The sequence below is a fragment of the Streptomyces sp. RFCAC02 genome (genome assembly GCF_004193175.1).
In the GTDB taxonomy this organism is placed as follows: Bacteria; Actinomycetota; Actinomycetes; order Streptomycetales; family Streptomycetaceae; genus Streptomyces.
Window position 1 is genome coordinate 992931 of the sequence record NZ_SAUH01000001.1, and the last position, 15444, is coordinate 1008374.

Sequence of the window (15444 nt, forward strand, 5' to 3'; positions counted from 1 at the left end):
GAACGGGCCGCTCCGGATGGCGGAGACCCGTCCTACCCTGGGGAGGGAGCGCCCGCACTGGGCGGGTTTCCTCATATTCCAGATGAAAGGTGCCTTCCGGCGTGGCCGACCGACTCATCGTGCGCGGAGCTCGCGAGCACAACCTGCGAGACGTCTCGCTCGACCTCCCCCGCGACTCGCTCATCGTCTTCACGGGGCTGTCGGGCTCGGGCAAGTCCTCGCTCGCCTTCGACACGATCTTCGCCGAGGGCCAGCGCCGTTACGTCGAGTCGCTGTCCGCCTACGCCCGGCAGTTCCTCGGGCAGATGGACAAGCCCGACGTGGACTTCATCGAGGGCCTCTCCCCCGCGGTGTCGATCGACCAGAAGTCCACCTCGCGCAACCCGCGCTCCACGGTCGGCACCATCACCGAGGTCTACGACTACCTGCGCCTGCTCTTCGCCCGCATCGGCAAGCCCCACTGCCCCGAGTGCGGCCGGCCCATCGCCCGGCAGTCGCCCCAGGCCATCGTGGACAAGGTGCTCGCCCTGGAGGAGGGCAGCCGCTTCCAGGTCCTGTCCCCGCTCGTGCGCGAGCGCAAGGGCGAGTTCGCCGACCTGTTCGCCGACCTCCAGACCAAGGGCTACAGCCGCGCCCGCGTCGACGGCGTCACCGTCCAGCTCACCGACCCGCCGAAGCTGAAGAAGCAGGAGAAGCACACCGTCGAGGTGGTCGTGGACCGTCTCACGGTCAAGGAGAACGCGAAGCGCCGCCTCACCGACTCCGTCGAGACGGCCCTCGGGCTGTCGGGCGGCATGGTCGTCCTCGACTTCGTCGACCTGCCCGCCGACGACCCCCAGCGCGAACGGATGTACTCCGAGCACCTGTACTGCCCCTACGACGACCTGTCGTTCGAGGAGCTGGAGCCGCGCTCCTTCTCGTTCAACTCCCCGTTCGGCGCCTGCCCCGAGTGCACCGGCATCGGCACGCGGATGGAGGTGGACCCGGAGCTGATCGTCCCCGACCCGGAGAAGACGCTGGAGGAGGGCGCGATCCACCCCTGGTCCCACGGCCAGACCCGCGGCTACTTCAACCTCCTGCTCGGCGCCCTCGGCAAGGCGCTCAACTTCCGCACCGACATCCCCTGGCAGGGCCTGCCGCAGCGCGCCCGCAAGGCCGTGCTCCACGGGCACCGGCAGAAGATCGACGTCCGCTACGAGAACCGGCACGGCCAGGAGCGCGCGTACACCACAGCGTTCGAGGGCGTCATCCCGTTCGTCCGCCGCCGGCACGCCGAGGCGGAGTCCGACACGAGCCGCGAGCGGTTCGAGGGCTACATGCGGGAGGCCCCCTGTCCGGCCTGCGCCGGCACCCGGCTGAAGCCGCTGATCCTCGCCGTGACCGTGCAGGGCCGGTCCATCGCCGAGGTGGCCGGCATGTCGATCAGCGAGTGCGCCGACTTCCTCGGCGCCATGGAGCTGACCCCGCGGGAGCGGACCATCGCCGAGCGGGTCCTGAAGGAGGTCAACGAACGGCTGCGCTTCCTCGTGGACGTCGGCCTCGACTACCTCTCGCTGGACCGCGCGGCCGGCACCCTCTCGGGCGGCGAGGCCCAGCGCATCCGGCTGGCCACCCAGATCGGCTCGGGCCTCGTCGGCGTGCTGTACGTCCTGGACGAGCCCTCGATCGGCCTCCACCAGCGGGACAACCACCGCCTCATCGAGACGCTGGTCCGCCTGCGCGACCTGGGCAACACCCTCATCGTCGTCGAGCACGACGAGGACACCATCCGCACCGCCGACTGGATCGTGGACATCGGCCCCGGCGCCGGCGAGCACGGCGGCCATGTCGTGCACAGCGGGCCGCTGTCCGAGCTGCTGGCGAACGAGAAGTCCGTCACCGGCCAGTACCTGTCGGGCCGGCGCAGCATCCCGGCCCCGGCCCTGCGCCGCCCGGTGGACCCGAAGCGCATGCTCACCGTGCACGGCGCCCGTGAGCACAACCTGAAGAACATCGACGTGAGCTTCCCCCTCGGCGTGCTCACGGCGGTCACCGGTGTCTCCGGCTCCGGCAAGTCCACCCTGGTCAACGACATCCTCTACACGCACCTCGCGCGCGAGCTGAACGGCGCCAAGGCGGTCCCCGGGCGGCACACCCGCGTCTCGGGCGACGGCGACCTCGACAAGGTCGTGCACGTGGACCAGTCGCCGATCGGCCGCACCCCCCGGTCCAACCCGGCGACGTACACCGGTGTCTTCGACCACGTCCGGCGGCTCTTCGCCGAGACGGCGGAGGCCAAGGTCCGCGGCTACCAGCCGGGCCGCTTCTCGTTCAACGTCAAGGGCGGACGCTGCGAGAACTGCTCGGGCGACGGCACGATCAAGATCGAGATGAACTTCCTGCCCGACGTGTACGTGCCCTGTGAGGTGTGCCACGGCGCCCGGTACAACCGGGAGACCCTGGAGGTGCACTACAAGGGAAAGTCGATCGCCGAGGTCCTCGACATGCCGATCGAGGAGGCGCTCGGCTTCTTCGAGGCGGTCCCCGCCATCGCCCGCCACCTGCGGACGCTGACGGACGTCGGCCTCGGCTACGTCCGGCTCGGGCAGCCCGCCCCGACCCTGTCCGGCGGCGAGGCGCAGCGCGTGAAGCTGGCGGCCGAACTGCAGCGGCGCGCCACCGGGAAGACCGTCTACGTCCTGGACGAGCCGACGACCGGCCTCCACTTCGAGGACATCCGCAAGCTGATCACGGTGCTCTCCGGGCTCGTGGAGAAGGGCCACACCGTCATCGTCATCGAGCACAACCTCGATGTGATCAAGACGGCGGACTGGGTCGTGGACATGGGGCCCGAGGGCGGCAGCGGCGGTGGCGTGGTGATCGCCGAGGGCACCCCCGAGGAGGTCGCCGCCGAGCCGTCGAGCCACACCGGCAAGTTCCTGCGCGAGGTGCTGGGGGACGCGGTCAGCGACGCGTCGCCCGCCCGGCGCGGCTGACGCCCCGACCCCGACGGCCCCGGTCCACGGCGGACCGGGGCCGTCGTCCCTTTTCCGGACGTTCACCACCGCCCTCTGGCGCCCCGCCCGACTCCCTTGGAACGCTGGGCCGCTGACGCGCCGTCCGCGCGTCGTGCGGTCGCTATCCGGGAGCTGCGGTGACACGTATGGGGCAACGAAGGACCGGACCCGCCGTCCACGGACTGATCGCGGCGGGCGCCGCGGCGGTGTGGACACTCGCCCTCGCGCCACCGGGGGTGGCCGCCCCCGCCGCCCCGGAGGCGGCGGTCACCGCGGCGGCGGGCGCGGACGGCATCGACCTGGTCCGCACCGAGGAGACGATCGCGCCCGGCCTCGAACTGTCCGGGTTCCACCGGATCGAGCCCGACGGCTGGCTCACCGGCCACGCGCTGAGCGTCGACCTCACGGGCGACCTCCGCGTGGACCACCTGCTGCCCGGCGAGGGCGTCTCGGGAGCGGAGACGGTCGGCGAGCTGGTCGCCGGCCACGACGCCGGCCCCGGCCGCACCACGGTCGCCGCGGTCAACGGCGACTTCTTCGACATCAACGCCACCGGCGCCCCGCTCGGCCCCGGCGTCGCCGACGGGGAGCTGCTCCACTCGGCGTCGGGAACGGCCGCCGAGGCCGTCGGCATCGGCCCGGACGGCGCGGGCCGCGTCCTCGACCTCTGGTTCGACGGCACCCTCACCCTGCCGGACGGCGACACCCTGCCTTTGGACGGGTACAACAGCGCCGATGTCCCGGTGGACGGCATCGGCCTGTACACCCCGCTGTGGGGCACGGCCGGCCGCGCCCCGTCCGTCGCGGGCGCCACCGAGGTCACCGAGGTCACGGTGGGCGACGACGGGGTGGTCGTCTCGGTGGACGACACGCCCGGCACCGGCCCCGTGCCCGCCGACTCCTCCGTCCTGCTCGGCCGTGACGCGGGCGCCGCGGCACTCGCCGGCCTCGAACCCGGCGACCGTGTGGCGACGGAGTACGCGCCCCGCACCGGGGACGGCGGCCCGCTGCCCCGCACGGTCGTCGGCGGGCGCGGCGTCCTCGTCGAGGACGGTGAGCCGATCGACTGGGAGGGCCGGCCCAACAACACCGCCGCCCCGCGCACGGCGGTCGGCTTCTCCCGCGACGGGCAGGAGATGTACGTCCTGAGCGTCGACGGCAGGCAGGCCGCGTCGGGCGGGGTGACGCTCACCGAGCTGGCCGGCATGATGGCCGATCTCGGTGCCTGGAGCGCGCTCAACCTGGACGGCGGGGGCTCGGCGACCCTGCTCGCCCGCCGCGCGGGGGACGACGGCGTGCGCGTCGTCAACAGCCCGTCGGACGGCGAGGAGCGGGCGGTGCCCAACGGCCTGGCCATCACCGCGCCCGTGGGCAGCGGTGAGACCGCCGGCCGCCGTGTCACGACGACGGCCGACCCCGGGACGGCGCCGACCGCGGACAGCGTGCCGGGCGGCCATCCGGAGCGTGTCTTCCCCGGGCTGACGCGGCACCTGACCGCCACCGGGTACGACGAGACGTACGGCCCCGCGTCCGGCGGCACCACCGGGTGGCGCACGGACGACCCGCACGTCGGCACGGTGCGGGCCGGGGGAGCGGGAGGCACGGAGGCGGTCTTCACGGCCCGGCACCCCGGGACGGTCCGCGTCACGGCGGGCCGGGGACGTACGGCGGGCCACCGGGACCTGACCGTGCTCGGCGAGCTGGAGCGGATCGCGCCGACGACCACGCGCGTCGGGCTGGCCGACGGGGACGCGGTGGGCCGCTTCGGGGTCCTCGGGTACGACGCGGCCGGCGACAGCGCGCCGGTCGAGCCGGACGACGTGCGGCTCGACTACGACCGCGCGCTGTTCACGGTCGAGCCGGACCGGGCGGCCGGCGGGTTCACGGTGCGCGCCGTGCCGGGCGCGGGTCCTGGCTCCGGGCAGGTGACCGTGACGGTGGACCGGGGCGGGGCGGAGCGGGTCGCCGTCCTCGGCGTGACGATCGGGCTGACCGAGACCGAGATCGCGGGGTTCGAGGACGCGGCCGCCTGGTCGTTCAGCCACGCCAGGGCCGCGGGATCGCTGGCGGCCGAGCCGGCCGGGCACGACGGCGGCGCGCTGCGGATGACCTACGACTTCGGGCTGAGCACGGCGACGCGCGCCGCGTACGCCACCCCGGACGCCGACATCCCGGTGCCGGGGCAGCCGCAGAGCTTCACCCTGTGGATCGACGGCGACGGGCACGGCGCCTGGCCGTCGCTGCACCTGGTGGACGCCCAGGGCACGAGCCAGGTCCTGCGCGGTGACCATGTGACCTGGGAAGGATGGCGCCAGGTGACCTTCACGGTGCCCGAGGGCGTGGCGTACCCGGTGTCGGTGCGCCGCTTCTACCTGGCGGAGACGCGTCCGGACCAGGCGTACACCGGGTCCGTGGCGCTGGACGGGCTGCGGGCGTGGACGCCGCCCGACGTGGAGCTTCCGGCGGCGGGGCGGGTGGCCGACCCGCTGATCGGGACGGCCGCGGACACGGCGGGGCGTGACTGGCGGTTCGCCGTGGTCTCGGACGCGCAGTTCGTGGCACGGGATCCGGACAGCCCGATCGTCGCCGCTGCGCGCCGCACGCTGCGCGAGGTGCGGGCCGCCGCGCCCGACTTCGTCGTGATCAACGGTGACTGGGTGGACGAGGGGTCGCCGGAGGACCTGGCGTTCGGCCGGCGGGTGATCGAGGAGGAGCTGGGTGACGCGGTGCCCTGGTACTACGTGCCGGGCAACCACGAGGTGATGGGCGGCACGATCGATCAGTTCGAGGCCGAGTTCGGACCGTCCCAGCTCACGTTCGACCACGAGGGGACGCGGTTCATCACCCTCGACACGTCGTCCCTGACGCTGCGCGGTGCCGGCTTCGAGCAGATCCAGCGGCTGCGGGACGAGCTGGACGCGGCGGCGGACGACCCGTCCGTCGGCTCCGTCGTGGTCATGGCGCACGTCCCGCCCCGGGACACGACGGCCCAGCCGGTGAGCCGGCTCACGGACCGGCTGGAGGCGGGGCTGCTGGAGGACTGGCTCGCCGACTTCCGGCGGGAGACCGGCAAGGGCGTGGCGTTCTTCGGCGCCCACGTCGGGATCTTCGACGCGTACCACCTCGACGGGGTGCCGTACGTCATCGGCGGCGACGCGGGGAAGCGGCCGGCCGCGGCGCCGGGCGACGGCGGGTTCACCGGGTGGATGCTGGTGGGCGCCGACCGGGTCTCCCGCGCGGAGCAGGCCGCGACCCGGCGCGCGCCGGAGCAACTGCTGCCGGACTGGCTCACCGTCCGGACGATGCCGCACGTGGACGCGCTGACGCTGGAGGCGCCGGAGACACTCGCCGAGGGCGGCACGGGGAGCGCCGCGGCGACCCTGACGCAGGAGGGCGCGGACGGTGTCAGGGAGGTGCCCGTGGCGTTCCCGGTGAGCGCGGACTGGTCCGGGTCGTCCCGGCTGCACATCGGCCCGGCGGACGGCGCGCGGCACCGCGACGTGGCCGCGTACGACCCGGCCACGGGGACGCTGACCGCCCTGCGGCCCGGCACGGTCACCCTGCGGGTCGAGGCCGGCGGCGAACGGGCCGAGGCGCGGATCACCGTCCGGCACCGCTGAGCCGGGCGGGCACCGCCGCTCCCCCGCCCCGGGACACCGGGGCGGGGGCGCCCCCGCGGACTACAGGTGGGCCTGGATGTCCGGCATGAGGCTCTGGAACGTCGCCCCTTCCGCGGGGGCGCCGATGGCGGTCATCCGCCAGCCGTCGCCCTTGCGCCGCACCTTCGCCATGACCTGCCCGGTGTGCTCGCCGCCGCCGGACAGGGTGTACCGGGCGAGTTCGTCGCCGGTGGTCTCGTCCACCAGACGGCAGAACGCCTCGCCGACCTCGCTGAACCGCTGGCCGGTGAAGGAGCTGACCGTGAAGACGATCTGGTCGATGTGCTCCGGCACCCGGGCCAGGTCCACGACGATCGCCTCGTCGTCCTCGTCGCCCACGCCGCCCGTGAGACTGTCGCCCGAGTGCCGGACGGAGCCGTCGTCGCTGCTGAGCTTGCGGAAGTAGACCACGTCCTCGGGGCTGTCCCCGGCGAACAGCACGGCCGACGCGTCCAGGTCGATGGTCGCGCGGCGCCGGAACAGCCGCGTGAACAGGCCGTCCTCCTCCCGGGCCGCCGCCCAGCCGAGCCCCATTCTGATGCGCGTGAGACCTCCCCCGCCGCGCTTCTCCAGGTCGATGGCCTGCCCCTGCGACAGGTCGAGACTCATGGCTGCTCCCCTCATGGCACGGTGTACGGCCCGCCCGTCACCCTACGCAGACGGGCAGGCCCCGGCACTCCGCACGCACCGACCGGGCGGCGTCTCAGCGCAGGCCGACCTCGCGCATCTGCCGCAACTCCTTCTTCAGGTCGGAGACCTCGTCCCGCAGCCGGGCCGCGATCTCGAACTGCAGCTCGGCCGCCGCGGCCCGCATGCGCTCCGTGAGCTGCTCGATGGTCTGGGCCAGCTCGGCCGCCGGACGGTCGGTCAGCTCCCCCGTGCCCGCCTTCTTCGCCCCGGCCGTGGGGACGGGCGCCTGTCGCCGCTTGTCGGCGGCCTGCCGGTAGCCGCTGCCGAGGAGCTCGTGCGTGTCCACCTCCTCGCGGGCGATGGTGGCGACGATGTCGTTGATCTTCTTGCGCAGCGGCTGCGGGTCGATGCCGTGCTCGGTGTTGTACGCGATCTGCTTCTCGCGGCGCCGGTTCGTCTCGTCGATGGCGCGCTCCATCGCCGGGGTGATCCGGTCGGCGTACATGTGGACCTGGCCCGACACGTTGCGCGCGGCGCGGCCGATCGTCTGGATCAGCGAGGTGCCGGACCGCAGGAAGCCCTCCTTGTCCGCGTCCAGGATGGCGACGAGCGACACCTCGGGCAGGTCGAGGCCCTCGCGGAGCAGGTTGATGCCGACCAGGACGTCGTACTCGCCGGCGCGCAGCTCCCGCAGCAGCTCGACGCGGCGCAGGGTGTCCACGTCGCTGTGGAGATAGCGGACACGGATGCCGAGTTCCAGGAAGTAGTCGGTGAGGTCCTCGGCCATCTTCTTCGTGAGGGTGGTGACGAGGACCCGCTCGTCGCGCTCGGCCCGGGTGCGGATCTCGTGCACCAGGTCGTCGATCTGCCCCTCGGTCGGCTTGATCACGACCTCCGGGTCGATCAGGCCGGTGGGACGGATGATCTGCTCCACCACGCCGTCGGCGCGGGACAGCTCGTACGGCCCGGGGGTGGCGGACAGGTACACCGTCTGCCCGATGCGCTCCTGGAACTCCTCCCACTTCAGGGGGCGGTTGTCCATCGCCGAGGGCAGCCGGAAGCCGTGGTCCACGAGCGTGCGCTTGCGGGAGGCGTCCCCCTCGTACATGGCGCCGATCTGGGGGACGGTGTTGTGCGACTCGTCGATGACCAGGAGGAAGTCGTCGGGGAAGTAGTCGAGGAGGGTGTGCGGCGGGCTGCCGGTCTCGCGGCCGTCGACGTGCAGCGAGTAGTTCTCGATGCCGGAGCAGGTGCCGATCTGCCGCATCATCTCAATGTCGTACGTGGTGCGCATGCGCAGCCGCTGGGCCTCCAGCAGCTTGCCCTGGCCCTCCATGACCGCGAGCCGGTCGGTCAGCTCCTTCTCGATCCCGGAGATGGCGCGCTCCATGCGCTCGGGACCCGCGACGTAGTGCGACGCCGGGAACACGTACAGGTGGTCCTCCTGGGAGATCACCTCGCCCGTCAGCGGGTGGAGCGTGGAGAGGGCCTCGATCTCGTCGCCGAACATCTCGATCCGCACGGCCAGCTCCTCGTACACCGGGAAGATCTCGATGGTGTCGCCGCGCACGCGGAAGGTGCCGCGGGTGAAGGAGAGGTCGTTGCGCGTGTACTGGATGTCCACGAAGCGGCGCAGCAGGACGTCCCGGTCGATCTCCTGGCCGACCTTGAGCGGGACCATGCGGTCGACGTACTCCTGCGGGGTGCCGAGGCCGTAGATGCAGGAGACGGAGGCCACGACGACCACGTCGCGCCGGGTGAGCAGGGAGTTCGTCGCGCTGTGGCGCAGCCGCTCCACCTCCTCGTTGATCGAGGAGTCCTTCTCGATGTAGGTGTCCGTCTGGGGGACGTACGCCTCGGGCTGGTAGTAGTCGTAGTACGAGACGAAGTACTCGACCGCGTTGTTCGGCAGGAGCTCGCGGAACTCGTTGGCGAGCTGGGCGGCGAGGGTCTTGTTGGGGGCCATGACGAGGGTGGGGCGCTGCAGCCGCTCGATCATCCAGGCGGTGGTCGCCGACTTGCCGGTGCCGGTGGCGCCGAGCAGGACGACGTCCTTCTCGCCGCCCCCGACCCGCTCGGCGAGCTGGTCGATGGCCGCCGGCTGGTCGCCGCTCGGCCGGTAGGGGCTGACGACCTCGAAGGGCGCCTTGGTGCGTTCGATATCTGAGACGGGCCGCATGCTCCCCACCGTACGACCCCCCACTGACAATCCCGTCCGGCCGCGTTCCGGGGGGCCATCGGGACGACGCTGCGCACGGCTTGTTCAACCGAACGTAACCGTTCCTGTGCCGAACCGTTCCCCCTCGGGGGGAGGCTCTCCGCGGCGCCGGTCCCGTGCGGTGCCGTCCCCGTCAGGCAACGCTTGGAGTCCCCACATGCGCAAGCACTCCGTCGCCCGCTGGTCGGGTCTGTCCCTCGGTCTGGCCGCCGCGGCGGTCGCGGCCCTGCTCGTGCCCGCCCGCAGCTCGGCGGCCCCTGCCGAGGCCGGCTCCGCCCGTCACGATGCCGACGTCGCGCGGTCCGCCGCCGCGGCCGGGGACGACGCGCGCCGGCCCGGCCGCGGCCCCCTCGTCGTGGCGCACCGCGGCGCGTCCGGGTACGCGCCGGAGAACACCGTCGCCGCGGCGGAGGCCGCCGACGAGGTCGGCACCACCTGGGTCGAGACCGACGTGCAGCGCACGGCGGACGGCGAGCTGGTGCTGATGCACGACACGACGCTGGCCCGGACGACCGACGTCGAGGAGGTCTTCCCCGACCGCGCCCCGTGGAACGTCGCCGACTTCACCGCGGCGGAGATCGCGCGGCTCGACGCGGGGAGCTGGTTCGGCGACGAGTTCGCCGGCGAGCGGGTCCCGACGCTGGAGGAGTTCGCGCGGGAGCTGGCGGACAACGGGCAGCGGCTGCTGCTGGAGCTGAAGTCGCCGGAGCTGTACCCGGGCATCGAGGCGGAGATCCTCGACGAGCTGGCGGACGGCGGCTGGCTGCGCGAGCGGCGCCCGGGCGACCGGCTGGTGCTCCAGAGCTTCGACGCCGAGTCCGTGCGGACGGTGCACGAGCTGGCACCGGACGTCGAGACCGGCTTCCTCGGGACGCCGGACGTCGACGACCTCGCCGAGTACGCCGGCTTCGCCGACCAGATCAACCCCACGTACAAGGACCTCACCGAGGAGTACGTGGCGGCGGTCCACGGACTGCGCGGGCCGCACCACCGGCCGCTGAAGGTGTACGCGTGGACGGTGGACGACGGGCCGACCGCCGTACGGATCGCGGACCTCGGGGTCGACGGGATCATCAGCAACGTGCCGGACGTGGTGGCGCGGGCGGTCGCCCGCCGCTGAGGCGCGGCACGCGCTTGTCAGTGGCGCCCCGCACTCTGCGACCATGAGCGATTACAGAGAGTGCGCGACGGTCCGCCCCCGCCTCCCCCCAAGGGGAGCGCGGGGGCGGAGGGGGTCCCGGGCGGGATCAGACGGTGACGTCCTCACCGCGCAGGAAGGCCACCGGGTCGACGGCCGAGCCGTAGTCGGGGGTCGTCCGCACCTCGAAGTGGAGGTGCGGGCCGGAGCTGTTGCCCGTGTTGCCGGACAGGCCGATCATGTCGCCGGTCGAGACCTGCTGGCCGACCGTGACGTCGATCTCGGACAGGTGGGCGTACTGCGTGTACAGGCCGTCGGTGTGCTTGATCACGATGGCGTTGCCGTACGCCGGACCGTCGCCGGCGCCGTTGCCGCCGGCCTTCACGACGGTGCCGCCGTGGACGGCCTGCACGTCCGTGCCGATGGGGACGGCGAAGTCCTGGCCGCTGTGCGTGCTCGCCCAGCGGTCACCGCTGTTGCCGAAGGAGGCGGACAGCTCGTAGTCGCCGGAGACCGGCTTCACCCAGGACGGGGTGGCCTGCTCCTTGCCGTCGCTCTTGTGCGCGGCCGCGCTCGTGACCGTGCCGTCGGGGCGGGAGCCTCCGGTGTCGGACGACGCCACGGCCATGCCGGACAGGGCCATCGAGGCGGCCAGACCGGCGGTGATGACCCCGGCGGCGCGCAGGCGCAGCCGCGCCGGAGCGGAGCGGGGGTCGTGGTGCTGTTCGGCATGGGGGGACTACCTCACGTTTCGGGGAAATCCGGTCCATCCGGACTTGCCGTCCATGGATAACCACCGCGGCGGGGTGCTTTCAAGGCGCGTCGGCGCAGCCCGCTACGACGACGCTTCGTAGATCGGGCGGGCCACCGGGCCGGGCCGGACCGGCACGCCGGGGCCTCCGAGGGGTGATCGGGGGGTCACGGTGCGGAGGCGTGGGGGTACCCGGCCGTTGCGGCGCAAGGGCGGCCGGGCCGCGGGACCGGGCGGCCTGAGCCGGCGGTCACGGTCCCCCGCGAGCCGGGCCGGAGGCCCCGGGCCTTCGGTCACCTCTCTCCACGAGGACCGCTAGGAGACCGTTCCGGGGCTGTGAGCAGGCCCACGTCCCGGTGGGCCGGTCAGCGCGGGAACACCTCGAACGGGACGCACGGCCGCCCGCCGAACCGCTCCGCCGCCGCGGCGACGGCGCCCTCGTGCAGGCGGCGCGCGTACTCGGCCGGCGTCCCGCCGTCGCCGAGCCCCTCGATGTACGCGCGGTGCTCGGTGAGCGACGCGATGGCGCGCTCCAGGGCCTCGTGCCCGACCGCCTGGGCGTGGGTGGCCCGCGGGGAGGCCGCCACCGCGACCCAGCGCACACCGTTCCACGGCGCGGTCTCCCCCGCCGGCTCCCCGCCGTCCGTGCCGTCCTCGGGGAAGATCCACCGGTTGCCCGCGTCGCCCGCGGCGTCGAGGACGGCACGGCCCACGACGCGGTGGTCGGGCGTGTTCCAGGCCCGGCCGCCCCACGTGTCGTGGTGGTTCAGGGTGAGCAGCAGCTCCGGCCGGTGCCGGCGGACGGCGCGCGCGAGGTCGCGCCGCAGGCGGACGCCGGGTTCGATCACCCCGTCCGGATGGTCGAGGAACTCGACGGTGGTCACCCCGACCGCCGCCGCGCTCGCCTCCTGCTCGGCGGTGCGCACCCGGGCCGACTCCTCGGGAGCCAGTCCGTCGATCCCGGCCTCACCCCGCGTGACCAGCACGTACACGACCTCGCGGCCGGCCGCCGTCCACTCGGCGACGGCCCCGGCGGCGCCGTACTCCAGGTCGTCGGGGTGTGCGACGACGGCGAGCGCGCGCCGCCAGTCGAGCGGCATGGGGGCCAGCGGGGCGGGGGTCGGCTCGGTCATCGGGGTGCCTCCGTCGGGTCAGCGCCAGCCGTGGCGCAGTTGCAGACTGTGGACGACGCGGTTGAAGCGCGCCCTGTCGAGGGCGCACGCCTCGCGCCGCATGCCGTCGGGGTGGACGCGCAGGACGCGCTCCAGGTGCACCCAGGAGTCGCGTCCGGTCCGGTCCCAGGGGCCGGAGCCCATGGGCAGCCACTCGCTGTCGTGGTCGCGGTCCCGGCTGGAGAGCTGGACGGCGAGCAGGGTGCCGCGCTCCGGTTCACGGGCCACGACCAGGACGGGCCGGTCCTTACCCCGGCCGTCGTTCTCCTCGTAGGGCACCCAGGTCCACACGATCTCCCCGGGATCGGGGTCGCCGTCCGGCTCCGGCGCGTACTCGGTCCGGACGGGGCCGACGGCCCCGGGGTCGGCCTCAACCGTGGCGGACGGTCCGTACCGCCCGGGTATCTCGCGGGTCTCGATGTCCTTGGTGCGCTCCATGACGATCACCGTATCGCCGCCGCGCCGCGCGGTGGTACGTGACCGGGGCGGGAAACGTGGAGGTCGTAGCCCGCGCCGTATCCGCTCCCACTCGGTGTCCGTGACCACGGGGGGATTCTCGCGGCGGCGCCACGCATGGGGAAGCCCGTGCCGGGGGTGGACTCGCGCCCACCCCCGGCACGGGCCGAGGAGCGATCGGTCAGGCGCCGCGCGGTGCCCTGGGACCGCGCACGATGCGGTAGCCGCCGACGCCGGCCAGCGCGGCCAGGACGCCGCCCGCCGCGGTCCACAGCCAGCGGTCGGTCCACCAGCCGCCGTTCCAGCCGCCGTCCGGCTCGGGCAGGGCGGCGAGGTACGGACCGGACGTACCGTCGCCCCCGTCGTCCCCGTCATCGCCGGCGGCGGCACCGTCCTCGGCCGGGGCGCCCGCGCTGCCGACGGGCAGCAGCGGGGTCGCGAGGTCACCGCCGGCCGCGGCGGAGCCGCCCTCGTCGGCCACGGTGGCCGTGACCTCGATGTCGAACGGCTGGCCGAGGTCGCGCTCGGGCAGGTCGGCGACCGTGACCCGGACGTAGTAGCCGCCCGGCAGCGGGGCGTCGGACCACGGCTCGGCCCACGGCCGGACCGTCCGCAGGGTGCAGGAGAGGCTCACCGTGCCGGTGTCCTCGGCCGCCGCGGCGGTCTCGGGCCCCTCGGTGCACGCCTGCCGGCGGCGCAGGCCGTCGTAGACGTCCAGACGCCAGGTGGCCGTGCCGGTGCGCGCCGCCGCCTCGGGGAAGGTGATCGTGGCCTCGGCGGTGGCGGTCTGTCCCGCGGCCGCGGGGAACACCCAGTACAGGTAGTCGCCGGTGGAGGCGGTGGCCGTCGCCGTCTGCCCCTGGTCGATGACCGTGGCCGTGCGGAACGTCGTCCCGGCCTCGGTCGGTGCGTCCCCGTCGTCCGCCGCGGCCGGCACGCTCCCGGCGAGCAGGGCGGTGGCGGCGAGCAGCGGCGCCGCGAGGGTGCGGGCAGCGCGTCCCCACGAGGTGGTGCGCTGCCCCGTGGGGTTCGTGGTCGTTTCCATCAGGACCTCCCGAACGCGATGCCGAGCCGGACGAACAGGCCGAGCAGCAGACCGCCCACCAGGCCGACGCCGGTGAGCAGCAGCAGGGTCACCCAGCCCCGGCCGAGGCCGAACGCGGCCACGTCGGACGGCTCGTCCGGCGCGGAGACCACGTCCACGGTCAGTTCGACCGGCAGGCCCGGGGAGACCTGGACGGCGTCGGGCGCCGAGAAGGAGGTGGCCACCTCCAGGCAGACGAGGCGGACCGCGTCGCCATCACCGTCGTCGGCCTCGTCGCCGTCGTCGGCGTCGTCCTCATCGGCCAGCGGGTAGCGCAGGCCGGTGGAGACGACGTCGGTCCGCCCCGTGTCGGCCCCGGTGCCCCTGACCAGTTCGTGGCCGTCCTCGTCGAACGCACGGAGCAGGACGCCGTAGTCCGGGTCGACGGCGCGGTCGGCCGACACGCTCACCGAGGCGCGCAGTTCCTGCCCGGCGACCACGGGCACGCGGTAGTAGCGGTGCTGGGTGAACTCCTGGCGGTCCGTCCAGACGCCGACACCGAGGCGCGGCGCGTCCTCGCACCGGTCGGCGCCGACGACGGCGGTGGGGTTCTCCACGGGCAGGTCGGCCCGCCGCACCAGTTGATCGATCCGGTCGGCGAGCTGCTCGGTGTCCTGCACGGCCGTGTAGGTGCCGCCGGTGGCCTCGGCGATGCAGCTGAGCTGTTCGCGCACCGCGTCGTCGAGGGTCAGCCCGAGCGTGTCGATGACGAGGTGTGTCCCGTCCGCCGCCAGCTCCCTGGCCACGTCGCACGGGTCGGGGTCGCCGCAGGAGTCCTCGCCGTCGGTGATCAGGACGATCCTGCGGGTGCCCTCGCCGTCGCCGAGGTCCTCCACGGCGCCGCGCAGCGCGAGGCCGATCGGCGTCCAGCCCGTCGGGCGGAGGGTCGCCACGGCGGTCTTCGCCTCCGTGCGGTCCACCGGCCCGACCGGGTACAGCTGCTCGCTGTCCTGGCAGCCGATCTCCACGTCGTCACCCGGGTAGGTGGCGCCGAGTGTCCTGATGCCGAGGTGCACCTCCTCGGGAACGGCGTCGATCACCTCGTTGAACGCCTGCTGGGCGGCGGCCATGCGGGACTGGCCGTCGCTCATGTCGCGCTCCCGCATGGAGCCGCTGACATCGAGGACGAGGTCGACCCGGGGCGGTGGCGCGTCCTGGTCCGTTTCGTCGGCGACGGCATGCGTGGGCAGCAGACCGGCCGCGAGGGCGGCGAGCAGCCCGGCCAGGCCGACCGCCGACCATTTTCTTGAGATCATCAGGGGATCTTATTGATCGTCACCTGAGTGGCCGACACCACCCCCGAACCGGCGGCCGGCACCCGGACGATCTCCTGACGGTGC

General features: G+C 73.6%; 10 protein-coding genes. 3 read left to right on the forward strand and 7 right to left on the reverse strand.

Annotation, left to right across the window (positions count from 1 at the left end; translation table 11 throughout):
- The first annotated feature begins 101 nt into the window (after positions 1–101).
- Together uvrA and EMA09_RS04510 are read left to right on the forward strand one after the other, a co-directional pair.
- Positions 102–2975 (forward strand): excinuclease ABC subunit UvrA, encoded by a 2874-nt coding sequence (gene uvrA, locus EMA09_RS04505; protein ID WP_129839105.1) that lies wholly within the window; start codon positions 102–104, stop codon positions 2973–2975.
- Positions 2976–3142: 167 nt separating this feature from the next.
- Positions 3143–6616 carry a phosphodiester glycosidase family protein gene (locus EMA09_RS04510; protein WP_129839107.1) on the forward strand — a complete coding sequence of 1158 codons (3474 nt, stop codon included), beginning with the start codon at positions 3143–3145 and terminating at the stop codon, positions 6614–6616.
- Between the two features lie 60 nt (positions 6617–6676).
- Here the strand turns inward: EMA09_RS04510 and EMA09_RS04515 are convergent, their stop codons facing one another.
- Positions 6677–7264: a TerD family protein gene (locus EMA09_RS04515; RefSeq protein ID WP_129839109.1), complete on the reverse strand. Its 588-nt coding sequence runs from the start codon at positions 7262–7264 to the stop codon at positions 6677–6679.
- A 94-nt stretch (positions 7265–7358) separates the two neighbouring features.
- Entirely contained in the window at positions 7359–9464 is a 2106-nt protein-coding gene (uvrB, locus tag EMA09_RS04520) for an excinuclease ABC subunit UvrB (RefSeq protein WP_129839111.1), read from the reverse strand.
- A 196-nt stretch (positions 9465–9660) separates the two neighbouring features.
- On the opposite strand from uvrB, the gene EMA09_RS04525 reads away from it, so the two are divergent.
- Complete coding sequence (locus tag EMA09_RS04525; protein ID WP_129839113.1) at positions 9661–10623, forward strand: glycerophosphodiester phosphodiesterase family protein; 963 nt, start codon at positions 9661–9663, stop codon at positions 10621–10623.
- 127 nt (positions 10624–10750) lie between these two features.
- Here the strand turns inward: EMA09_RS04525 and EMA09_RS04530 are convergent, their stop codons facing one another.
- From EMA09_RS04530 to EMA09_RS04550, 5 genes are all read right to left on the reverse strand, one after another.
- On the reverse strand, positions 10751–11284 hold the full coding sequence (locus tag EMA09_RS04530; protein ID WP_129839115.1) for a M23 family metallopeptidase: 534 nt from the start codon (positions 11282–11284) through the stop codon (positions 10751–10753).
- Between the two features lie 473 nt (positions 11285–11757).
- Positions 11758–12525 (reverse strand): PIG-L family deacetylase, encoded by a 768-nt coding sequence (locus EMA09_RS04535; protein ID WP_129839117.1) that lies wholly within the window; start codon positions 12523–12525, stop codon positions 11758–11760.
- 18 nt (positions 12526–12543) lie between these two features.
- Positions 12544–13002, reverse strand: a complete 459-nt coding sequence (locus EMA09_RS04540) for a type II toxin-antitoxin system PemK/MazF family toxin (protein ID WP_129839119.1) — start codon at positions 13000–13002, stop codon at positions 12544–12546.
- 199 nt (positions 13003–13201) lie between these two features.
- Complete coding sequence (locus tag EMA09_RS04545; RefSeq protein ID WP_240796226.1) at positions 13202–14065, reverse strand: hypothetical protein; 864 nt, start codon at positions 14063–14065, stop codon at positions 13202–13204.
- Positions 14065–15360, reverse strand: a complete 1296-nt coding sequence (locus tag EMA09_RS04550) for a VWA domain-containing protein (protein ID WP_129839121.1) — start codon at positions 15358–15360, stop codon at positions 14065–14067. Before EMA09_RS04550 ends, EMA09_RS04545 begins: the two co-directional genes overlap by 1 nt.
- Positions 15361–15444 lie beyond the last annotated feature (84 nt).